This is a genomic window from Candidatus Amarolinea aalborgensis, assembly GCF_900491745.1.
In the GTDB taxonomy this organism is placed as follows: domain Bacteria; phylum Chloroflexota; class Anaerolineae; order SSC4; family Amarolineaceae; genus Amarolinea; species Amarolinea aalborgensis.
The window spans coordinates 125,890-149,339 of sequence record NZ_UETR01000007.1 but is presented as its reverse complement, the minus strand read 5'-3'; the positions used below and the strand labels follow the sequence as shown (position 1 = coordinate 149,339).

11 protein-coding genes are annotated in these 23,450 nt (G+C 60.3%); 7 read left to right on the top strand and 4 right to left on the bottom strand.

Features of this window, described 5'->3' with window-relative positions; translation table 11 throughout:
* Positions 1-7 precede the first annotated feature (7 nt).
* Positions 8-2,143 (bottom strand): hypothetical protein, encoded by a 2,136-nt coding sequence (locus tag ACPQ6D_RS11665; RefSeq protein ID WP_423224495.1) that lies wholly within the window; start codon positions 2,141-2,143, stop codon positions 8-10.
* The gene (locus tag ACPQ6D_RS11660) at positions 2,140-2,799 is read right to left on the bottom strand and encodes a cyclodeaminase/cyclohydrolase family protein (RefSeq protein ID WP_423224494.1); all 660 of its coding nucleotides are present in this window, start codon (positions 2,797-2,799) and stop codon (positions 2,140-2,142) included. The genes ACPQ6D_RS11665 and ACPQ6D_RS11660 overlap by 4 nt, the downstream gene beginning before the upstream one ends.
* Before the next feature lie 292 nt (positions 2,800-3,091).
* Here ACPQ6D_RS11660 and lon point away from each other — a divergent pair, with 292 nt between their 5' ends.
* Positions 3,092-5,581: an endopeptidase La gene (lon, locus tag ACPQ6D_RS11655; RefSeq protein WP_423224585.1), complete on the top strand. Its 2,490-nt coding sequence runs from the start codon at positions 3,092-3,094 to the stop codon at positions 5,579-5,581.
* A 748-nt stretch (positions 5,582-6,329) separates the two neighbouring features.
* Complete coding sequence (locus ACPQ6D_RS11650) at positions 6,330-8,240, top strand: RNA-binding domain-containing protein (protein WP_423224493.1); 1,911 nt, start codon at positions 6,330-6,332, stop codon at positions 8,238-8,240.
* A 90-nt stretch (positions 8,241-8,330) separates the two neighbouring features.
* On the opposite strand, the gene ACPQ6D_RS11645 is transcribed toward ACPQ6D_RS11650, so the two are convergent.
* Positions 8,331-9,248: a decaprenyl-phosphate phosphoribosyltransferase gene (locus ACPQ6D_RS11645; RefSeq protein ID WP_423224492.1), complete on the bottom strand. Its 918-nt coding sequence runs from the start codon at positions 9,246-9,248 to the stop codon at positions 8,331-8,333.
* A gap of 114 nt (positions 9,249-9,362) precedes the next feature.
* Here ACPQ6D_RS11645 and ACPQ6D_RS11640 point away from each other — a divergent pair, with 114 nt between their 5' ends.
* From ACPQ6D_RS11640 to ACPQ6D_RS11620, 5 genes are all read left to right on the top strand, one after another.
* Positions 9,363-10,145 carry a TlyA family RNA methyltransferase gene (locus ACPQ6D_RS11640; RefSeq protein WP_423224491.1) on the top strand — a complete coding sequence of 261 codons (783 nt, stop codon included), beginning with the start codon at positions 9,363-9,365 and terminating at the stop codon, positions 10,143-10,145.
* Positions 10,146-10,459: 314 nt separating this feature from the next.
* Positions 10,460-14,356: a DNA-directed RNA polymerase subunit beta gene (locus tag ACPQ6D_RS11635; protein ID WP_423224490.1), complete on the top strand. Its 3,897-nt coding sequence runs from the start codon at positions 10,460-10,462 to the stop codon at positions 14,354-14,356.
* Between the two features lie 78 nt (positions 14,357-14,434).
* On the top strand, positions 14,435-18,892 hold the full coding sequence (gene rpoC, locus ACPQ6D_RS11630) for a DNA-directed RNA polymerase subunit beta' (protein WP_423224489.1): 4,458 nt from the start codon (positions 14,435-14,437) through the stop codon (positions 18,890-18,892).
* A gap of 237 nt (positions 18,893-19,129) precedes the next feature.
* Positions 19,130-20,065 (top strand): hypothetical protein, encoded by a 936-nt coding sequence (locus ACPQ6D_RS11625; RefSeq protein WP_423224488.1) that lies wholly within the window; start codon positions 19,130-19,132, stop codon positions 20,063-20,065.
* A gap of 126 nt (positions 20,066-20,191) precedes the next feature.
* The gene (locus ACPQ6D_RS11620; RefSeq protein ID WP_423224487.1) at positions 20,192-21,094 is read left to right on the top strand and encodes a tRNA (adenine-N1)-methyltransferase; all 903 of its coding nucleotides are present in this window, start codon (positions 20,192-20,194) and stop codon (positions 21,092-21,094) included.
* A gap of 144 nt (positions 21,095-21,238) precedes the next feature.
* On the opposite strand, the gene ACPQ6D_RS11615 is transcribed toward ACPQ6D_RS11620, so the two are convergent.
* Positions 21,239-23,371 (bottom strand): choice-of-anchor J domain-containing protein, encoded by a 2,133-nt coding sequence (locus tag ACPQ6D_RS11615; protein ID WP_423224486.1) that lies wholly within the window; start codon positions 23,369-23,371, stop codon positions 21,239-21,241.
* Positions 23,372-23,450 lie beyond the last annotated feature (79 nt).

The following is a 23,450-nucleotide window of genomic DNA, read 5'->3' as shown; positions in this document are numbered from 1 at the left end:
GAAACCGTCAATTCCTACGCGCAGGCAGCACGGCCAGCCGGGCCACGCGCACAGCGCCCGTGGGCGCATCGTGCTGGAGAGTCAAAACAGCATCGCCGGCCAACGCCAACGGCGCCGTGATGGTTTGCCAGGGCGCATGCAATGCTATCTGCGTGACCACCCCGCCATCTGGCCCGTGTATGCGCAGCGTGGCCCCAGCCGGGCCGCTGACGGTGACCTGCAGGGCTGCGGCGGCCGCGCCGTGCACGATCTGCAGCGTGGCGGTGGGCGCAAGGACGCGCCACACGTCGTCCCCGCTGGTCACGCGTTCGCCCCAACCTTCGCCCAGGACAGCAAAAGGCGCCGGCTGCGCCGGCCGCGTGACCTGGTACACCTTCAGCCGTTCATCCTCATACGCGGGCGCCTCATGGGCCACAATAGCCTCGGCCATCATGACCGTAGGCGCGCGTTCGCGTTCACCCGGCATTTTGTAAAAATCGAGCACCACCCATTCCACATCAAGCCAATTCAAAACGCTTGGCCCCACGCGCGCCAGGTCAACATCCAAAATATCAGGCCCCAGCGCGCGCAGCGATTGCAAGACAGGCGCTCGCGTGGTCAGTGTGCGCGGGTCATCGCGACTGATGTAACCTACGGTCAATGGGCGGCCGTGCACTGTCTGATAGAGCAAATAGCCCGGCCGATCCCAGTTCATGGGCAGATTGAGCACCGCGCCGTGGCCGGGCGTCTGCGCCAGGGTGTTGTACCAGGCGGGCGTGTCTGGCGGCGACAGGGGATAAGGCGCGGGCCAAAATTCAAACAACACCAACACGGCTGCCAATGGCCCCAACCAATGTCGGCGCGCCACGAGTGCAGCCGTCCCGCGGCTGGCGAGCAAGCCCAGGGCCAGCATGACCATCACATCGAAACGGCTCACGCTGCGCGCGATGCTCATGAAGGGCACATGATCGTAGAGCCAGGCATACGGCAAGGGCAGCGCGCTTCCGCCGGGCATGATGTCGGCGCGGCCAGCGATGTGCAGCACGGGGCCGAGAGCCAGGATGCCAAAAGTCAACATGACCAACAGCCAAAAACGCGCGCGGCGCCAGTCGAACAAGACGCCAAGGCCGGCGAGAAGTAGGGGAACGAAGCCAGCAAAGATGGTGTATTCGCTGAAACTGCTGGTGAAGGTACGATCGGCCCAGGCGCGCACGGCTTGCCCCCACAACGGATGAAAGCCTTGCGGGGTCAGAAAACCCAGGAGATCAGCCGACAGGCGCACCGCTTCGCTGCGCTGCGGCACCATAAAGCTGGCAACGCGCGCCTCGCGCACCATCGGCAGCCACAGGGGGCTGGCCAGGAGCGCGAAGAGAAGACCGGACGCAAGCGGCACCGTCAGCATGCGCAGCGCAGTCATGAACTTGCGGGCAGAGCGGCGCGGATCACGCCATTGCGCCAGCCAGGCCGCGGGCAAGGCCAGGGCAGTGAAGATGAGGCAGTAGAGGACATAGTACCAGTCACACAAACCGACCAGAAGCAGGAAGAAACCAGGCTTGAGCAGATCGGCGCGGCTGAGAGGGCCGCGCGGCGCGCGCTGCAGTCCACGCACGACGTAGAGCACATAAAACGGAATCCACTGCAACGAGATCAACTGCATGTGGCCGAGCAGGTGCGCCAGGTGATAGGGCGAAAAGGTGAAGATCAGTCCCGCCACAAAAGCCGGCCAGAACGGCCGCGGCCTGGGGACAGAAAACACAGCCCCACGCGCGAAGGTTGCCAGAGTCAATAGATACGCGCCCAGCCCGCCGGCAGCAAAAGCCAGCAGGACGGCGCTGTTGTACGCCAAGAAGAGGTTACCGGCAAGTTGCAGCGGGAGGGTCACGACGCCGTTGAACGGATTGAGGGTGTGAAAATAGAGGCTGACCCCCGTGGGATGGTACAGCATGTCGGTGACATACGGATTGCGCGGCAGATCAACCAGGCTCTGCTTCAACCACCAGAAGTTCCAATAGTTCTGCCAGCCATCGAAACTGTCGCCCGGAATCGCATCGCCGAGGTGCACGACCAGGGGAAACGTCAGCGCCAGGGTGATGACGAGATAGAGCAGGAAGACCAGGGCCGCGCGCGGCGGCCGCTGCGTCATGCCAGGCTCGGCACGCGTCAAGAGGTTAGCCTCTGCATCACTTGCGCCAGGGCCTGGCCGCGCAGCTGCGCCGTTTGAGCCAGCAGGTCATCCACGCGGGCGGCGGTCGCCGTGGTGAAGGACTCATCCTGAATGCTGGTCAAGTTGATGCGCACATTGAGGGCTGCGCCCTGCGCCGCAGCTTCAGCCAGCAAGGCGCCTACTCCGCCATCGGAAATGGCATTGGGATTGCCAACCTCAGTCACGATCACCAGCAAACGCAGCAGATCGGCTGCGGCAGTCAACGTCTGCAGCGGTACGTCCACGGCCCGGCGGTAGGCCGCCTGAATGGCGGCGGTGCGCGCGGCTTTCTGCTCGCTGCTCTCCTTAGGCAAGCGGAAGGCGGCCATCACCTCCTCGAACGCTGCGGCGTCGGCATCCACCAGAGCCAACAGCGCGCGGCGCTGCGCATCGGCCTGGGGTATGATCGCGCGCATCGCGGCATCCACGCCTGCAAACTTTGGTCGGCCGGCTGTCAATCGGCCCACCATCGCGGTCAGCGCGGCCGCCAAGGCCCCGGCCAGGGCGGCCGCGCTGCCGCCGCCAGGGGCGGCGCTGTCCGCCGCCAGGTCTTCTGCAAACTGGGCGAGGCTCTCCTCCGTGAGGCGCCTTGTCGCGGATTCGCTCATCTTCTCCATCTCTTTGCTCCTTGCTGTGTCGTGTACATTGGGCCGGCCTTGCGCTCAAGTCGTGATTTTACCCGATGTAACCGGTTTCGCCGAATCGCCCAGGGGCTTTTGATTGCCTCCCAGCCCGGCTTCACACCCGGGGCCATCGCTCAGAATTATCAAGCTCTCCAACCGTGATTGCCGCCCACCGCGCCTTGTGGTACAATTCACCTTTGTACTCTGTTGCCAAATGAGGAGGTTGATCGTGCCGTTATTTGGACGCGATCGTGGACGCAAGAAATCAGTTGATGAAAATAATACCGTGATCGAGCCTGTTTCCCCGCCGCGGGTCAACGGGATTGATGACGAGAGCCATATTCCGAACGATTTGCCGATTCTACCCTTGCGCGGGGTGGTGGTCTACCCCATGATGTGGCTGCCGCTGACAATCGGTCAGGAGCGTTCGATTCGATTGATCGAATCGGCTGCCGACGACAGTCGTGTGATTGGCCTGGTGACAAGCCGTGACCCCGAAAAAGAGGAGCCAACGCCCGCCGATCTCTATGAGATTGGAACGGCGGCCGTGGTGCACCGACTCCTACGCGCCCCAGACGGCACCATCCGCCTGATTGTGCAGGGCCTGGAGCGCATTCGAGTCACGCGTTATATTCAGGAAGAGCCTTTCCTGCGCGCGCGGGTCATGGCCGCAGTGGATGAAGAAGAAGACTCGGTAGAAATCGAGGCGCTGTCGCGCAACGCGCAAGACCTGTTCCGACGCTTGATCCAGTTGGTGCCGCATTTGCCAGACGAATTGGAAATGGCGGCCATGAATGTGGAAGATGCGCGCCAGCTCGTCTATCTGATCGCATCCAGCCTGCGCCTCGATCTGGCTGACGCCCAGGAAATCCTGGAAATCAACCATGTGCGCGACAAATTGACCAAGCTCAACGCCCTCCTCTCCAAAGAGTTGGAAGTGTTGGAGTTGGGGCGCAAGATTCAATCCGAAGCTCAGAACGAAATGGAAAAGATGCAGCGCGAGTTCTATCTGCGCGAGCAGCTTAAGGCCATCCAGAAAGAATTGGGCGAAGAGGATGAACAGGCGGCCGAGGTCAAGGACCTGGAAGAACGTATTGCCAAGGCGGGCATGCCAGAGGAGGCGCAGAAAGAAGCCAAGCGGGAGTTGGATCGTTTGCGCAAGATGCCGCCGCAGGCCGCAGAGTATGGCGTCATCAAGACCTACCTCGATTGGATTGTCAGTCTGCCCTGGCAGCAGGTGACGGAAGACAACCTGGACATTGTGCATGCGCGCCAGGTGTTGGACGAGGATCACTATGATCTCAAAGAGATCAAGGAGCGCATTCTCGAATTCCTGGCCGTGCGCAAGCTGCGCGTGGAACGCAAAGGCCAGTTCACACTTGAGGATGAACACCCAGACCTGATTCGTAAGCAGCGCGAGGGCGTCATTCTGTGCTTCGTCGGCCCGCCAGGTGTGGGCAAAACGAGCCTCGGCCTTTCGATCGCGCGCGCGCTCGGACGCAAGTTCGTGCGCCTGGCGCTCGGCGGCATCCACGACGAGGCCGAGGTGCGCGGCTTCCGCCGCACCTACATCGGGTCCATGCCGGGGCGTATCTTGCAGATGCTGCGCCGCGTGGAAAGCCGTAATCCTGTGTTCATGCTCGACGAGGTTGACAAGCTGGGGCGCGACTTCCGCGGCGACCCGTCGGCCGCCCTGCTGGAAGTGCTGGACCCAGAGCAAAACAGCGAATTTCGCGACCATTACCTGGATGTGCCGTTCGACCTGTCGCAGGTGATTTTCATCACAACGGCCAATTGGCTGGAAACCATTCCGGAGCCTTTGCTCGATCGCATGGAGATCCTGCAGCTCTCTGGTTACACCGAGTTGGAAAAGGTGAAAATCGCGCAGGGCTACTTGATCCCGCGGCAGCTGCGCGAGAACAGTCTGCACGCCAGCGAAGTGGCGTTCGACGAGGGCGCCCTGCACCGCATGATCTCGGATCACACGCGCGAGGCCGGCGTACGCTCGTTGGAACGCCAGATCGGCAAGATTTGTCGTAAGATCGCCACCCGCGCGGCCGAACAAGGTTCTAACGGGAATGGAACATTGCCCAGTGTGACTATTATGGCGGAGAACCTGGCTGAGCACCTGGGCAAAGCCAAGTTCTACAACGAAGTGGCGGAACGAACCGATCGCCCTGGCGTGGCGACTGGCCTGGCCGTCACGGCGGTAGGGGGCGACATTCTGTTCATCGAAGCCACGCGCATGGCAGGCACCAAGGGCTTCACCGTGACCGGACAACTGGGAGAGGTCATGAAGGAGTCAGCACAGGCTGCGCTGAGTTACGTTCGTTCCGTGAGTCGCGAACTGGGCGTGGACGAGGATTTCTTTAGCAAGAGCGACATCCATCTGCACATTCCGGCGGGCGCGGTCCCCAAAGATGGCCCGTCGGCCGGCGTGACCATGGCCACGGCCCTCGCGTCTTTGCTGACTGGGCGTCTCGTGCGCTCCAATGTGGCCATGACCGGCGAGATCACGCTGCGTGGGCAAGTGCTTCCCATTGGCGGATTGAAGGAGAAGGCGCTGGCCGCATCACGCGCTGGGCTGGATACGGTGATCATGCCCAAGCGCAATGAGCCGGACCTCGATGAACTGCCAGACGAGGTGCGCCAAAAGATGCGCTTTGTGTTGGTCGAATCGGTGTCCGACGTGTTCAACGCCGCGCTGGAGCCGGCAGGTACGCGTGACCATGATGCCAGTCCAGACCAGACCGTTGTCGGCGAAATCGCAGTCTAGACCGATGCGCAGGACCGATTCAGCGCCGAATAGTGAAAAACGAGGTATGGATGACGAATTTTGGGAACCATGCCAACAACATTTTTTGATCAAACCATGCATCATAAGAAGGATTGTATTTAAGCCCACGCGGTACATGCGCGGCATGACCATGTGGGATATTTGAAGAAGTGGCCTTCCGCCCGCTGTTGGGCACCTGCCACAGACCCGCAGGGTGTTCACGATTTGTTGCCGGAGACTCGTATTTTAAGCGATATTGGACCCTGGCAGCGAGTATCGAACATCATCGTTTATTTAACCTGCTTACACCGTGATTTGATCGGTTAAGAGCGCCAACTGCACAAGGCAGTTGCGCGGCGCGCGGGCCGGCCATCCCAAATAGTTGATTTAGGGAGAGCCCGGCCGAGTCGTCGCGAACCACTGCCTTGCGCCTGGGCCAGCATCGCTGCCAACCGCAGCGGAGTGCAGGCCCGGCCTCCCCCTCAGGTCGCGTAAGTTCTGTTACGTAAACTGACTGTAGTCTTTGTTGCGCGCTGGCTGTCATCGTCAGCGGTAGTCTGCGACCATTGATGCCATCACCGGCGGCGGTCGCGACGCATCACGCGTTCGCGACGACCGGCGGTTGAGATTGGGAGCAGCACGCTGTCACAGCCGTTGTCATGCGCAGTGCGCCAGGTGACCAGGCCGGATAGCCCTTCTTCAGGAGAACGCGTGTTGCGTTTGACCTAGAAGGAGAGGTTTGTTCAATTTGGCAACTAAAAAGAATGCTAAACGTCAGTGGTGGCGAATGGATTTGCACCTGCACACACCGGCCTCGGCCGATTGGCAGGAGCCAAGCGCCACCTATCTTGATTGGCTGCAAAAAGCCGAGGCTCGCGGCCTCGATATTGTCGCCATTACCGATCACAATACCGTAGCGGGCATCGCTCATCTGCGCCAGGACATCGAGCGCCTGGACTGGCTGGAGCGAGAGGGACGCCTACGCCCGCAAGAAAAACGTACGCTCGACGAATACCGGCGCATCGGCAACAAGCTCTTGGTCTTGCCCGGTTTTGAATTTACGGCCACGTTCGGCTTTCATGTCCTCGCCATTTTTCGGCCAGAAACCTCGGTGCGCGAACTGGAACTGCTCCTGCTGCGCCTCAATGTTCCGCCTTCCAAACTAGATGTCGGCTCCACGGAGGTCGGCGCTACTACCGATGTCTTGACCGCCTACAAACTGATTGATGAAGCGGGGGGCCTGGTCATTGCAGCGCATGCCAATTCAACGCACGGCGTTGCCATGCGCGATTTCCCCTTTGGGGGCCAAACCAAAATCGCCTACACCCAGGACGTACACCTGCATGCGTTGGAAGTGACCGATCTGGACAGCCGCAGCCGGCGCGCAACCGACAGCTTTTACAACGGCTCCAAGCCGGAATATCCACGACGAATGCACTGCATCCAGGGATCGGATGCGCATCGGCTGCACCGTTCCTCAGGCGACAAGCACGTCTTGGGCATTGGCGATCGCACGACGGAGATTTCCTTACCCGAGATCGCCTATGAAGCCATCTGCGAGGTGCTCAAAGGGAACGACTTTGCTCTCACGCGGCCCTATCGCCCGAAGAAAGAGCCCTTCGACTACATTGCCGCGGCACGCGAACAAGGCCCCAACATCGTACAGTCGTTCCATGAAACCTGGACGCGTTCGGGAGGACGACTGACGGCGATTCTGAGCGATGTGGTGGCTTTTGCCAACACCAACGGCGGCACAGTCTACGTAGGCGTCAGCGCGACGCGCAAGGGTGTGCCCACGGGCGTCGAAGGAGCCGAAGAGGCGATCGCGACGCTCAAGACCGAGATCCAGCGCAAAATTGTACCGCCGCTTGACGCCAACGTTGACGTGTTGGAATCGCAAGGGCGCCCTGTGCTGCGGGTGATGGTTGCGGAGGGCAAAGAGAAGCCCTACTGCCTGGATGACAATAAAATCTATGTGCGCCAGGAAGCCGAAACCAGCATGGCGGTGCGTGATGAGATTTTCCAGCTTGTGCGCGCGACGCTGAGCGATCAACTGCGCGCGCAGCTGCTCGTGGAAGCTGCGGCGATCAAAGCCGCGCCAGCCAAAACCCCGCGCCGCCGGGCTAAGGCGGCCGCTGAAACGACCGCACCTGCCGCCGCGGCAGAACCAACGCCGCCGCCCGCAGCAGTACATCAGGCGCCGTCTGCGCCAGAGACCGAGCCGCCCCCCTACGATGAAACAGAGGAGATGGCAGGGACGCTGCCAGAACTGTCAGCGCCCGAAGACGGCAGCTTACGGCCGCCTCGGGTCGGTGTAGAGATCCTGGAAATCGAAGTCGGACGCGGCACCACCAGTTATGTCATTAAGGACCTGCGGAATGGCGGGGTCATCCGCAACGTCACGCCGAAATCTGCGCGCAAGTTGTGGAGTTACGCGATCGCCCAACATGAAACCAATCCGCTGCAGGTAGAGATGGTGAAGTGGATTGGCGACATCGGCCTCTGGCAGGCCAGCAAACGTGCGGGGAAGATGCGTTACGACCTCGTGCAGCGCGTCGGCGATACACTGCATGTTTACTATGGCGTCACCGATGATGGCATGAGCGGGCCGTGGCGTCAATTCGTGCAAGAGAATGGCGCCGGCGAGCGAGGCGCGTAAACGACTTGTTGTGAACGACGGAAGTTCGGGCGAACACGCGTTCGTCAACTTCCGTCGTTCGGCTTGTCTCGACAAAGCTGAACCGATGTACTAGCGCATGAAATAGAGCGCGGCCACGACAACGCCAGCCCAGAGGACGACATCCATCAGCAGCGGCCAGTCACGTAGGAGAAGTTCTTCCGGCGCGCCGCCCTTGCCCTGCACGTGAATCAGATAGAGATAACGGAAAAGCCCGTACAGCACAAAGGGAATGGTCAGCATCATGGCATGATTGGCTGGCATGTTGGGCGCGGAGAAAGTGTAGAGAGAATAGGCCATCACCAACGACGCGGTGACCATGGCAATCATCTCATCGAGAAAGCGCACGGTGTAGTCTTCCAGAATCGCACGATGCGAAGAAGCGCTTTCGGCCAGCAGACTCAATTCGTGGCGACGTTTGCCCATGATCATGAACAATGCCAGCAGGGCCATGCACACATACATCCACGGCGAGAAACGGGCCACCCGAATGACGGCCACGCCGCCAGCGACGCGCAGCACGAAACCGGCCGCCACCACGATCAGGTCAACGATGACGATATGCTTCAGGTAGAAGGTGTAAGCAAGGGTAAGAGCCAGGTAACCGAACAGAATGAGACTGAAGCGGCCATCGAGCACATAGGCAGCTGGTAAACAGACGAGAACAAAGATCGCCGCGGCCGCAACGGCTACCCAGGGCTGCAGCGTGCCGGCCGCCAACGGCCGCAGGCGTTTGGTCGGATGCTGCCGATCCTTTTCGATGTCGGCCAGGTCGTTGATCAGATAGCCAGCGCTGGAAATAAGGCAAAAGCAGGCAAAGGCCGCCAGGGTGCGCAAGAATGAATCGAGGCCAAAGAGCTGTCCATCGAAAACCAAGGCGGCAAAAACAAAGACGTTCTTTGTCCACTGTCGGGGCCGCATTGCCTTGAGAAGATGACGCAGGGTTGCGCCTAGATTACCGCTGACATGCGTTGTGGTGACTTCAGACATAGGGCAACATCTTACCCGAAAGCGCCCGCTTCGTCAAACCATGTGGCAGCCCAACCTGGCGCAGCGCTATCTTTTTTTGCCGCATCATTTCCCCCTGAAGCGAGATGAAAGTGCGTGAGTAAGCAGCGTTTGGACAGTCTGCTGGTCGAAGCGGGCCTGGCCGTCAACCGCACACAGGCGCGTGGGCTGATTCTGGCCGGACAAGTATTGGTTGACGGCAGCGTCAGCGATAAGGCTGGCGTCCTGGTGCCAACGACCGCGCGCGTGACTGTGCAGCAAGGACCGGCCTTCGTGAGTCGCGGCGGCGCAAAACTGGCGGCGGCGCTCGATCAGTTCGGCGTTGATGTGCACGGGATGACCTGCGCTGACGTGGGCGCCTCGACCGGCGGCTTTACCGACTGCTTGCTGCAGCGAGGGGCCGCGCACGTGACCGCGATTGACGTCGGTTATGGGCAATTGGCTTGGAAACTGCGCCAGGATGCGCGCGTCACCGTGTTGGAGCGCACCAATGTGCGCTACCTGACCGAACTGCCGGGCGCCGGCCTGGTGGATTTGGTCACGATTGACGTCTCTTTCATTGGCCTCAACCTCGTCATCCCTGCCGTCTTGCCCTGGCTCAAGGTTCCGCACGGCAGCGTGATCGCGTTGGTCAAGCCGCAGTTCGAGGCCGGCAGGCAGCAGGTGGGTAAGGGAGGCGTCGTCCGAGATCCGCGCGTCCACCACGCCGTGCTTGAACAGACTTTGACCTGGGCGCAGAGCCAACGGTTGGACATTCTGGGGCTGATGCGCTCGCCCATCACGGGGCCGGCTGGCAATATCGAGTTCCTGGTTTGGCTGCGCCCGGGCAACGGCGGCGGCGATGTGTCGGCGCTGATCGCCGATTGCCTTGCGGGTTGATTGCTGTGCAGGATGCGCAGGATGTGCGCCATTTTTGACACAGCGCGTCGTTCGTGTTACAATTGCAGCTTGCACGTGATGTACCTGCACGTTGTCCATGACCTATTTGCTGACATGGTTGTCAAGAGAAACCCATCCGCGGAGGAATTGGGTCACGAAGACCTATCCGCAAGATGGGTTATTTGTTGTTAAGTGGGCAATATCAAGGACAAAAGCAGGCCAGTATTGCCTCCCGAATATCCTGCTAATTGATTGACCGATTGCACAACCGTTGCATCGGTTGCTGCAAGCCTGAGTTAAGGAGTGGAGAGCGCATGACGAACTTCGCCACTGGTCGCCAGAGCACACCGGCTTTTCGCAAGAACTATGGTCGCATCCATGATGTTCATCCCCTTCCACCGTTGATTGAAGTCCAGTTGGAAGCGTTTGAATGGTTCAAGTCAGAGGGATTACGCGAATTACTCGAAGAGATTTCGCCGATTGTCAGTTTCAATAAGCAATTAGAGTTGCATTTTGGTGATTTCTGGTTTGGTGAACCAAAGTATTCAGAAAAAGACTGTCGTGATCGCGACATGACCTTCTCGGCCCCGCTGTGGGTCAAGGTGCGTCTGATCAATAAAGCGACGGGGGAGATTCCTGAACAGGACGTTTTCATGGGCGATTTCCCGCTCATGACCGAAAATGGCACCTTTGTCATCAACGGCGCGGAGCGCGTGGTGGTGAGCCAGCTTATTCGCTCACCCGGCGTCTATTTCAAGGTGGATGAAGACCGCACCACCGGGCGCGAGCTGTGTGCGGCCAAACTGATTCCTAGCCGCGGCGCCTGGCTCGAATTCGAAACCAGCAAGCGCGATGTGATTTCGGTTAAGGTTGACCGCAAGCGCAAGCTGCCGGTAACGATTCTGCTGCGCTCCATTGGCTTTGGCAGCGATGAAGAAATCTATGAACTGTTCCAAGATGTGGACACGGTGCCCGATCATCCGTACATCAACGCCACCCTGGAACGCGATCCAACCTCGACGCCAAATCGGGCAGATGCAGACAAAGGTGTGCGCGATGCGCTGCTGGAATTCTACAAGAAACTGCGCCCCGGCGATCCGCCAACCGAAGAGAATGCGCGCAGTTTTATGCAGAACCTGCTGTTTGTGCCGCGGCGCTATGACCTGGGCAAAGTGGGGCGCTATAAGCTTAACAAGCGCCTGGGCGCCGAAACGCATGTGCCGTTGGCAACCCGCATCCTGACCAAAGAAGACCTGGTGGCCGTGATCAAGCGGATCATCCAGGTCAACAACGGGGTGTATGCTGAAGACGATATTGATCACCTGGGCAATCGGCGCGTAAAAACGGTTGGCGAGCTGATTCAGAATCAGCTGCGCATCGGCCTGCTGCGCATGGAGCGGGTGGTGCGCGAGCGCATGAGCACGCGCGACCCGGAGCAGATCACCCCCCTGGCTCTGGTCAACATCCGGCCGGTGGTGGCTGCGACGCGTGAGTTTTTTGGCGGCAGCCAGCTCAGCCAGTTCATGGATCAGACCAACCCGCTGGCTGAATTGACGCACAAGCGCCGCCTGAGCGCCCTGGGGCCCGGTGGACTACGCCGTGAGCGCGCCGGTTTCGACGTGCGCGACGTGCACCACAGCCACTATGGCCGCATCTGTCCCATCGAAACGCCAGAGGGACCCAACATCGGGTTGATTGGTTCGATGGCAACGTTCGCCCGCGTCAACGAGTATGGCTTCATCGAGACGCCTTACCGCCGGGTAATCAGCAGCGTGCTCAACAGCGCAGACCGCCTGGTGGGCCGCACGTTGCGCGAACGATTGGTGGATCCGACGAGCAAAGAGGTGATCGCCGAACCGGAGACGGAAATTAGCCAAGAGCTGGCCGAATTGATCGCCACCTACAGCGACGCCTACCCGGAAGTGCGCGTCAAGACACACGCGACGACTGAGGTCATGTACGCCACGGCGGATGAGGAAGAGGATTCCTCCATTGCGCAGGCCAGCGCGGCGCTGAACAGTCGCGGCGAGTTTCAAAACCCGCGTGCGTCTGCGCGCCACAGCAAGGACTTCTTGTTCGAAACGCCAGAACGCATTGAACTGATGGACGTGTCGCCCAAGCAGAGCGTCAGTGTGTCCGCGGCGTTGATTCCGTTCCTCGAACACGATGACGCCAACCGCGCCCTGATGGGATCGAATATGCAGCGCCAGGCCGTGCCGCTGCTGCGCCCAGAAGCGCCGATTGTGGGCACGGGCATGGAATACCAGGCTGCCGTGGACTCCGGCCAGGTTGTAGTTGCGCGCGCGCCGGGTGAGGTTGCCAGCGTCACCGGGCGTGATGTAACGATCCTGGAGGAAGACGGCTCCCGTCGCGTCTATTCGCTGCGCAAGTTCAACCGCTCCAATCAGTCTACCTGCATTGATCAGCGGCCGGTTGTGCGCAAGGGCCAATGGGTGCGCAAGGGCACGGTCTTGGCCGATTCCAGTTCCACCGAGGTCGGTGAATTGGCCCTGGGCCAAAACGTGCTGGTGGCTTTCATGAGTTGGGACGGCGGCAACTATGAAGACGCCATCCTGATCAGCGAACGCATGGTGATGGAAGACAAGTACAGCTCCATTCACATTGAAAAACACGAAGTGGAAGCGCGCGACACGAAACTGGGGCCTGAAGAAATTACCCGCGACATCCCCAACGTGGGCGAAGACGCCTTGAAAGATCTGGACGAAGAAGGCGTGATTCGCATCGGCGCGGAAGTTGGGCCTGGCGACATCCTGGTTGGCAAGATCACGCCTAAGGGCGAAACTGAGTTGACCCCAGAGGAGAAACTACTGCGCGCGATCTTTGGCGAAAAGGCGCGCGAAGTCAAGGACTCTTCGCTGCGTTTGCCGCACGGTGAAAAAGGCAAAATTGTGGACATCAAGGTCTTTGGCCGCGATGACTACCGCGATCTGCCGGCCGGCGTGGAGAAGATGGTGCGCGTCAGCGTGGCGCAGCGCCGCAAGATCATGGAAGGCGACAAGATGGCCGGCCGTCATGGCAACAAGGGCGTCATCTCCAAGATCGTGCCGGTGGAAGACATGCCGTATCTCGAAGATGGCACGCCAGTGGACATCATTCTCAACCCACTGGGCGTGCCTGCACGTATGAACATTGGACAGGTGCTTGAAACACACCTGGGCTACGCGGCTGAACGGCTGGGCTTCCGCACCAATACGCCCGTGTTCGACGGCGCAAAAGAGCGCGAGATCGAAGCCGAACTGGCACGCGCGTGGTTGATTGACCTGGCCTGGCGCGATGCATCGCAGAGCGCGTGGCCATGGGTCGCCGCGCAGGGCATTCCGGCGGAAGAAATCGAAGATGACGCCGATGCCCGCACGCGCTTCCTGATTGATTTTCTATCGAACCGCGGCTACGACCCTGAACAGATCTTCCGGGATCGAACGTATGCCCGTCGCGCCAACCTGCGCGAATGGCTGGTGGATCGCGGTTATGATCCCGACGCGATGCTGGTGTTCGAAGATATTCCGTATCATCGCGAGGATCGCGACCGTGCAGACAGCCTGGCCATTGACACCTGTTTGCACGAATGGATCAAGTACTACGATCCAGACGCCGTTCAGGAGACCCTGGCCTTGAACGACCTGGCGCTGCTTGAAGCCGCGGAGAAGATCAGCCTCAAAGTTGGCTGGCCCGTACCGACGACCGGTAAACTGGTGGTGCGCGACGGTCGCACGGGTGAACGCTTCGACCGCCCAGTGACGGTAGGCATCATCTACATGCTCAAGTTGGCGCACCTGGTTGAAGACAAAGTCCATGCTCGCTCCACCGGTCCATACTCCCTGGTGACCCAGCAGCCGTTGGGCGGCAAGGCGCAGTTCGGCGGTCAGCGATTTGGTGAAATGGAAGTGTGGGCGCTGGAAGCCTACGGCGCGGCCCACATCTTGCAGGAAATGCTCACAGTCAAGTCTGACGACGTGACCGGGCGCGTCAAGACGTATGAATCCATCGTCAAGGGCGAGCCAATTGCCGCGCCAGGCGTTCCGGAATCGTTCCGCGTGCTGGTGAAAGAGCTGCAATCCCTTGGTCTGGCGGTTGAAGTCATCAACGAGAAGGACGAGGTCATCCAGTTTGGTAAGGAAGACACTGACGAGCGTCTGCCCAAGCTGGGATTCAGCCTGAGTTTGCCAGGGCCAATGGCCGGACGCGACTAAGAAATGCTGAAGGCCGCGCGCTGAGCGATTAGCTTCGCACGCGGCGTTCATCGTTCCGCATTTCGATAGGGGGAAACCGTGGAAGTTAACGATTTTGATGCGATTCGGATCAGTCTGGCGTCGCCGGAGCAGATTCGCTCCTGGTCACATGGGGAAGTTCTGAAGCCAGAGACGATCAACTACCGGACGCTGCGGCCCGAACGTGATGGTTTGTTCTGCGAGAAGATTTTTGGGCCGACGAAGGACTGGGAATGTTACTGCGGCAAGTATAAACGCGTACGCTATAAGGGCATCAAGTGCGATAAGTGCGGCGTCGAAGTGCTGCCCAGCCGTGTGCGTCGCGAGCGTATGGGGCACATCGAGCTGGCTTCGCCAGTGAGCCATATCTGGTATGTCAAGGGGGTTCCCAGCCGCCTGGGTCTCCTGCTGAACATCTCGCCGCGCAACCTGGAGCGCGTGCTCTACTTTGCGCAGTTTATCATTACGCACGTAGATGAAGAGGCGCGCGCGCGCATGGTTCAGCGCCGCGACCGAGATCTGAATCTCAAGCTGCAGCGCATGGAAAATGACCTGCAGACAAAGCTGGCCGACTACGAACACCGCCTGGCCGATGCCCTGGCCCGCCTCGACGGAGAAGAAGCGCGACGCGTGGGCGATGTGGATGACGAAATGTCGCGCAAGACGAATGAGGCCATGAGCACGGCCGGCCAAATTCAGCGCCAACTGGAAGGCCAGATTGGCAAAGTGGCGGCCGCGGCGGTGCAGCTGCCCTGGCTCAGCGATCCTTTGATTGCCGCCGGTGAGACCATTGACCGTCAGTCGTTGACGCGGCTGAATGACAGCATGCAGAAGCGTTTGAGCGAGCTGCAGGAGTCTGGCAACCAAGACAAGGCGCAGATTGGTTTGCAGGCGGCGTCGCGACGCGACCGCTTCCGCCATGAAGTGGCTGAAAAAAGCGAGAGTCAGCGTCGCGACGTGGAACGCGAGAAGGAAAAACTGCGCGTCACCCATGACGCGGACGTGGCTGAGATCAAGAGCATCAAAGAACTCGATCTGCTGACCGAAACGCGCTATCGAGAACTTCAAGAGCGTTGGAGCAGTCTGTTCGAGGCCGCGATGGGCGCAGAAGCCATTCGTGATGTCATTGCGCGCATTGACCTGAACAAGATGGCCAAGGAACTGCGGCATGAAATTCGGATTAGTAAGTCGAAGCAGCGCCGCAAGAAGGCGGCCAAGCGTCTGCGTGTGGTCGAATCGTTCCGCAAGTCGGGCAATCGGCCAGAATGGATGATTCTGACAGTGCTGCCCGTCATCCCGCCTGATCTGCGCCCCATGGTGCAGTTGGATGGCGGACGCTTTGCCACCAGCGACCTGAACGACCTGTATCGCCGCGTGATCAATCGCAACAACCGCCTGCGCCGCCTGCTGGAATTGGGCGCGCCTGATGTGATTGTGCGCAACGAGAAGCGAATGCTGCAAGAAGCGGTGGATAGCCTGATTGACAACGGCCGTCGCGGCCGCGCGGTCAGTCGCAGCGGCAAGCGTAAGCTGAAGAGCCTGAGCGACATGCTCAAGGGCAAGCAGGGGCGCTTCCGCCGCAACTTGCTGGGTAAGCGCGTAGACTACTCTGGCCGCTCGGTCATCGTGATCGGCCCCACGCTGGCCCTGCACCAGTGCGGCCTGCCGAAGAAGATGGCGCTGGAGCTGTTCAAGCCCTTCGTCATGCGCAAGCTGGTGGAAGCCAACTACGCGCACAATATCAAGAGCGCCAAGCGGTTGGTGGACCGCCTCAGCCCCGAAGTATGGGACGTACTGGAAGAGGTCACGCGTGATCGGCCGGTGCTGCTCAACCGCGCGCCCACCCTGCACCGCCTGGGCATTCAGGCTTTCGAAGTCGTGCTCATTGAAGGCAACGCCATTCAGATTCACCCGCTGGTCTGTTCGGCGTTCAACGCCGACTTCGACGGCGATCAAATGGCCGTGCACGTGCCGCTGAGCGATGAAGCGGTGCGCGAGGCGCGTGATCTCATGCTGTCGTCGCACAACCTGCTCAAGCCCGCCAGCGGCGAACCGGTCGTCGGACCGTCGAAGGACATGGTTCTGGGTATGTACTGGCTGACAACAGAAAAACCAGGCGCGAAGGGTGACGGCAAGGCCTTTGGCGACATGGACGAGGTCAAGCTGGCCTATGAACTGGGCATAGTTGACCTGCGCGCGCCTATTCGACTGCGCTACCACGACTGGCTGCGCGACGTCTCGCTCAGCGACCTGCACCTCAGCGAAAAGGCTCATGCTGCGTTGGAAGCATCCGGCGTAAAAACGGCCGCTGAGGTAGTTGAGAAGATGCACCAGGCCGCCCTGGGCGCGCCATCGCCGGTGGCGGGCCACACCGAGGAAATTCGCGCACGCCTGTTGCGCATCGGCGTGTCCGCGGAGGCCCCGCGTCTGGACGGCATGATCAACACCACGGTCGGCCGCGCCCTGTTCAACATGAACCTGCCGCGGGAAATCCAGTTCGTGAACAAGGTGATGGACAAAGGCTCGGTCAACACGGTGGTCGCGGACTGTTACCAACGCCTGGGCGTGCAGAAGACAGCCGACCTGGTGGACAAGATCAAGCAGCTGGGCTTCATCTACGCCACGCGCAGCGGCATGACCATTGCCGTGAGCGATATCAAGGTGCCGGAAATCAAACAACAGATCATTCAGGACACCACGTCTGAGGTGGAGAAGGCTGAGCGGCAATACCGCCGTGGCTTGATCACCGAGGAAGAGCAGTACAACCGCATCGTGGAACTGTGGACACGCGCCACCGATGACCTCACGCAGGCGGTGAAGGCGCAGCTCGACCCGCTGGAGGGGCTGGGCGCGATGGCGATCAGCGGCGCGACCAAGGGCGGTGTGACGCCTATCCGCCAGTTGGCCGGTATGCGCGGCTTGATGGCTGACCCTTCGGGCCGCATCATTCCGCTGCCCATTCGCTCCAACTTCCGCGAGGGCCTGACCGCGTTGGAATACTTCTTGAGCACACACGGCGCGCGCAAGGGTCTGGCTGACACCGCGCTGCGCACGGCCGATGCGGGTTATCTCACCCGGCGCCTGGTTGACGTGGCCCAAGATGTCATCATTACGGTGGACGACTGCGGCACCGACGCCGGCATCTGGATTGAAGCCTCGGTGAGTAAGCAAATCGGCGAAGCGTTCGGCGAACGCCTGGTGGGCCGCTATGCGGCCGGGCACATCCTGCACCCGCAGACCGGCGAGGTGATCGTCGAAAAAGGCCAGATGATTGACGAAGTGGCCGTGGCCGCGATCGTGGCGGCGAAAGTTGCCCGCGCGTATGTGCGTTCACCCCTGGTTTGTACGCTGACTTTTGGCCTGTGCGCCACCTGCTATGGACGCGACCTGGCCCGCGGCGGCATCATCCGCCAAGGCGAAGCGGTTGGCATCATCGCAGCTCAGTCCATCGGCGAACCAGGCACCCAATTGACCCTCCGCACCTTCCACACCGGCGGTGTGGCGGGCACGGAGGACATCACACAAGGTCTACCGCGCGTCGAAGAGTTGTTCGAAGCGCGCACGCCCAAGGGTGAAGCCGTCATTGCCGAGATTGACGGCACGGTGGACATCTACTGGGAAGGTGAGCAGCGCAAGCTGAAAGTGACCAACACCAAGCTGCTGTCGCAGGAACGCCAGATTCCGCGACACTTCCGCCTGACCGTGGCCGATGGCGATCGCGTACAGGCCGACACGCCGTTAGCGACGGCCTTCAACGAAGAGACCGGCGAGCCGATCAGCATCACCGCGGGCATGGACGGCCATGTCTTCATCGAAGAAACCGAAGATGGTTGGCTGGCCGTAGCGCGACGCGAAGAGACCAGCGTCTGGGAACAGCCGATTCCACCGAGCGCACGCCTGCGTGTGGACAAGGGCGACGTGGTGAAATCAGGTCAACAGTTGACCGAAGGCGCCAAGAACCCCAAGGAAGTGCTGCGCATCCAGGGTCGCGAGGCCTGCCAGCTCTACCTGATGGAAGAAGTGCAGAAGGTGTACCGATCGCAGGGTGTGAACATTCACGACAAACACATCGAGGTGGTCGTGCGCCAGATGATCCGCAAGGTGCGCGTGCGCGCCACCGGCGACACCGAGTTCCTGCCCGGTGAACTGGTAGATCGCTTCAAGTTCGACGAGGTGAACCGGCGCTTGATCGAGCGTGGTCGCACGGCGGCCCGCGGCGACACGGTGCTCCTGGGTGTGACCAAAGCGTCGTTGAACACCGAGAGCTTCCTGGCCGCGGCCTCCTTCCAAGAGACTACCCGTGTGCTGACCGAAGCGGCCGTGCGCGGCGCGCAGGACGATCTGCGCGGCCTGAAGGAGAACGTCATCATCGGCAAGCTGATTCCGGTCGGCACCGGCTTCGAGAAGCGCCGCCAGCGTGTGCGCAGCGAAGGGCACGACGTGGGCCGCGAGGAAGCCGCCCTGGCTGAGCGTGGGCTGGCCTCGGAACACGGCGACGTGGAAGCAGATCCTGACTGAGCGACGGACGCGGCGCTGGCATGAAGTTGGCGCTGCGCGAAACAATTTGTGACCGAAAGAGCGGGAGATCAGCCTGGGTGCTGATCTCCCGTTTTGTTTGGGAGAAGGGAGAACCTGATAACACGGGCCGCGGCAAGTCGCAAAGGCAATTCACGCAACTAGGCACATTTGCATTCGTGTGCTAAAATATCGTCCACTCGTCAATTTCCCCCTGCGTTCACTCAAGGAGGTATGCAAATGCGTAAGACAACCCACTATCTGCTGCTCGTGAGCCTGGCGTTGCTGCTGATTGTGTTCAGCGCTTCGCTGACGGCAGCCCAGCCGAGCGCGCCCGCCTCGGACGACGGCCCCACCTTTGGGGGAGTCAACGCACCGCCGATCTACGGCGGCAATTACAAACCAGTCAACCCCAACGCGATCCTGTGGGACAACGGTCCCCTGGTCAACAGCCCGGGCACAGGCCCCGGCGGCAGCGACGAGAGCATTGCGCGCAATGTCACCGTAGGCCTCACCAGCCGCGGCTTCAATGTGTCGCTCGGCGGTGATTTCCGCATGACCGATGATTTCACGATCACCGGCCCGGCAAGCTGGCAGGTGACTGCGGTGCATCTTTATGTCTACATGGGCAATTCGCCAACCTCACCCAGCCCATTCACGGCGGTCAACTACCAAATATGGGATGGTGTGCCCAACGCCACCGGCAGCAACATAGTATTTGGCGACACCGCTACCAATCGCCTGGTCAGCTCGACCTGGGCCAACATGTACCGCCGCCAAGAGTCCACGCCAACCGATTACACCCGGCCGGTGTTTGTGCTCGACAACAGCGCAGGCGTGATCCTGCCGCCCGGCCATTACTGGATTGACTGGCAGGTGGACGGCGACATCAACTACACCGGCCCGTGGCAACCGCCAGTCACGATTGATGGGCAGACCTCCACCGGCGACGCACAGCAGATGGTGGGCGGTGTCTGGCAGCCTGTGGTAGATGCTGGCCTGCAGACTCCGCTGGGTGCGCCTTTTATCATCGAAGGCACCCTGGTCACGCCGACCGCGGTTGAACTCAGCAGCCTGCAGAGCGACGCCATGCGCACGCCCTGGCTGCCGTTTGCCCTGGTCATCCTGTTCGCAACTGCCCTGAGCATCACCGTGGGCCGCCGTCTGGCCCGCTAACCGATTCGCTCGATTGGCTTAACGGCCGATCAGCAATCAATCAAAGGCGTGGCATCATGTTTGATGCCACGCCTTTATGTTCGGTCACGACTCGTTTTACGCAGGACTAACGACGGAGCAAACACATTGTCTGCACTTGCCCAACCCGGTGATCTCGTCTTGCTGGTGAGCGAAGACGAAAAGCGTTACCTGGTGCGTCTCAAACCAGGCTCGATCTGGCATTCCAACCGTGGACGCCTTCCCCATGATGCGTTGATCGGTCAACCCTTCGGCCAAACCGTACAGACACTCATTGGGCGGCCGCTTCTCATGTTGGAGCCAACAACTTACGACTTGATCTCGCTGCTCAAACGCGTCACCCAGATCATTTTTCCCAAAGATGTGGCGCACATTGTCATGCGTCTCAACCTGTTTCCTGGACGTCGCGTGGTAGAGGCAGGCACCGGCAGCGGCGGCTTGACACTGGCGCTGGCGCGGGCTGTGATGCCTGACGGTCATGTTTACACGTATGAGATGAAACCAGAGACGTTCACACTGGCTGGGCGCAACCTGGATAGCATCGGCCTTCTGCCCTACGTCGCCCTTCAACAACGCGACGTGGCCGCAGCCGGTTTCGATGAACGTGACGTGGACGCGTGTTTCCTCGACTTGCGGGAACCCTGGGCGGTGCTGCCGTGGGCCGCGGCCGCCCTCAAGACCGGGGGCATCTTCGGCAGCCTGGTTCCCACCACGAATCAGGTCGAAGCGATGCTGCGCGCCTTGCAGACACACGACTTTAGCGACATTACGGTGGAGGAGCTGCTGCTGCGCAGCTACAAACCAGTGCCTGACCGCTTACGCCCTGCGGATCGCATGGTTGCCCATACCGGCTATCTGATCTTCGCGCGCAAGCTGGCGGCCGGTGAGGCTCAACGCTGGCGGCCCCGACAACAAAAACGCTATGCGGGACGCCTGGCGGCGCAGGCCCTGGCGGTGGATGCAGAGCGTGACGATAGCCTGCCGCCTGACGACGACATCGTCGTGGCCTGACCCGCACAAGCCAAAGCCGAATGCTTCAACGCAAGGCGCCAAGGTGCAAAGACGCTAGAAAACGCTTTGCGACTTTGCATCTTGGCGACCCTGCGTGAGATTTTTTGGCTGTTTTCCCAGGAATTTCACTCGCTGCGGCAGGCCTTATCGCTTACGGATCTCGAAGCTATAGGTAGCCGTCTCCGTCGTGACGGGAGCAATAGCGCTGACAGCCAGGTAAGCTATCTTGCCGTTGTTGCCAATCGCCGAGACATCAAGCGAGCCCTTGCCATCCGGCCCGACCTCGATCACCGACACCTTGACGCCCTGACGGTCCTGTTCGACGACTTGCACCAACCAGCGCTGCGCGAGAATGTTGTCCGTACGCAACCAGCCCTGGCTGACCCAGCCACCGTCGGCGCCCTCGACATCGCTGCTGTAATTGAGTTCGGGAATGCTGATATCGTCGAGCAGAATACCAGGCCCGTTGACTGCGTCGTCGGTGATATACTGGAAACGCACTTGCACCTGCTGCCCGGCATAGGCGCTCAAATCAATAGTCTCCTGCACCCATTCTGGTGAGCGACCGCCGCCGCTGACGCCGGTGAAGGCGGGGCCAAAGCTGTTGCCGTTGGGATTGGTGGTGACGCTGTAGCGACCTGTGAGGATGGTCCACGTCTTGCCCGCGTCGGTGGAAGCCTCGACATAGGCATAGTCAAAATCCTCTTCCAGGTCGTACCAGGTCCAGAAGTTCAACGACGCGTTCTTGACGCCCTTCAGATCAAAGTCGTGCGTCAATGTAGCGTCGCTGTCATCGGTGCGATTGCCCCACCAGGCAAAGGCCCCACTGTGCGCCTGCGCATCCACCAGGCCTACCTGGGTGTTGCCAGTAAAGTCAATCGTCACATCGCCGCTGCCCTTCAGCGCAAAGTAATCAGTGGCATATTGCGAGACCGTGCCGCCTTCTTCGATGGCCGGATAGCGGCGGAAGGTCGCTTCTTGGGTGACGCTGCCAGGGTCAATCGTCTTGTAGGCGAAGCGCCCATCTTGCGGGTTATCCCCGCCGAGAAGGTTAGCGATCACCCAGTCGGCAAAGACGGCGTCGAAGTTCGTGCCGGTGTTGTTCTTGGCCAGCACATCGTTGAAGCCGGCAATGCCATTCAGGCTCGACGCCACCAACGCGCGCGTCATTTCTTCGCCAAACTGCTCCAGGAAGTAGGTCATGAAGAGGTAGGCGCCGCCATAGTGAGGTGCGTTGGCGCCCGGTTGCGAGCCCCACGTATTCAACTGCGTATCCGGATTGGCCATGAAGGCGGCATCGGAACCGCCTGGATCGAATTTGTTGAGCGCCGAGGCGAGTTCAGACGAACCTTCATTGACCCATGTCTCTTCGTTGCGGTCGTTGTACCAGTGAATCATGTGCTGGAACTCGTGCGCCAGGGTGCCATCGTAAAAATCAGTACCCGGCTCGTTGTTATCCAGGTTGATGTAGAACATCTCTTTCTCGTTGGAGAAAGGCTGCGCCAGGCGTGAGAATTCGTCGGCCGAAGAGTAATAGCCCGCAATACTGTTGCCGAGATTGGTGGCATGCAGAATATGCAGATGCACATCGTTGTCAACGCCGGGCGTCCACTCGCTGCCAAAGAATTCACGGTTGGTGGGGTAGGTGCTGGTTTCGAACAAGTCTGCCGAACGCTTCAAGGCAGCCTGGTTTACCCGTTGACCCTTCTCAACCCACATGTAGAGGTGAGGCGTCTGGTAGCGCAGCTCGGCCTCAATCTCAAAGTGGCGATTATCATCCACGTTGCTCACGGTGAATGTGATCACATCACCCACCTTGAAAGAAGGCGGCGTTGGATTAACGGTCGGCGGAATCTCACCAATGCCGGGGCGCAGCTGCATGGACAATGTACGCAGGTCGCGCTGCGGCACATTGACTTCTCGCAGCAGGCGCTCCGTCTCAGAGCCGGCCCCGGAGTCGCTGGCGGGGGGACGGGGCGTCGTTTCCAGCGGCGTGGCGTCCGGAGTCACAGCCGCCGTTGCCCGCGTCGACGGCGTGGAGGTCAGGCGCGGCGTGCGCGGCGTCGGTGTGCCGATCACCAGGGTGATGCGAACTGCGGGTGTGGGATTTTGATCAAGATTGGCCTGGCTTGCCATATTGAGAAAGAAACCGCCAGCGGCGAACAATGCCAAACAGCAGCAGCAAAGAAACAGGGCCACGACGCCGAGGATGATCCAGAGCGTGCGGTTTGATGACGATGTACCCGGCGATGGCTCAAGCTGCGAAATTTCGCTCATACAGTTGAACTCTCCTCACAAAAAACATAGGTGGTTACGATCAGAAATAGGATCATGAGAACACCGCGAAAGAGAATCA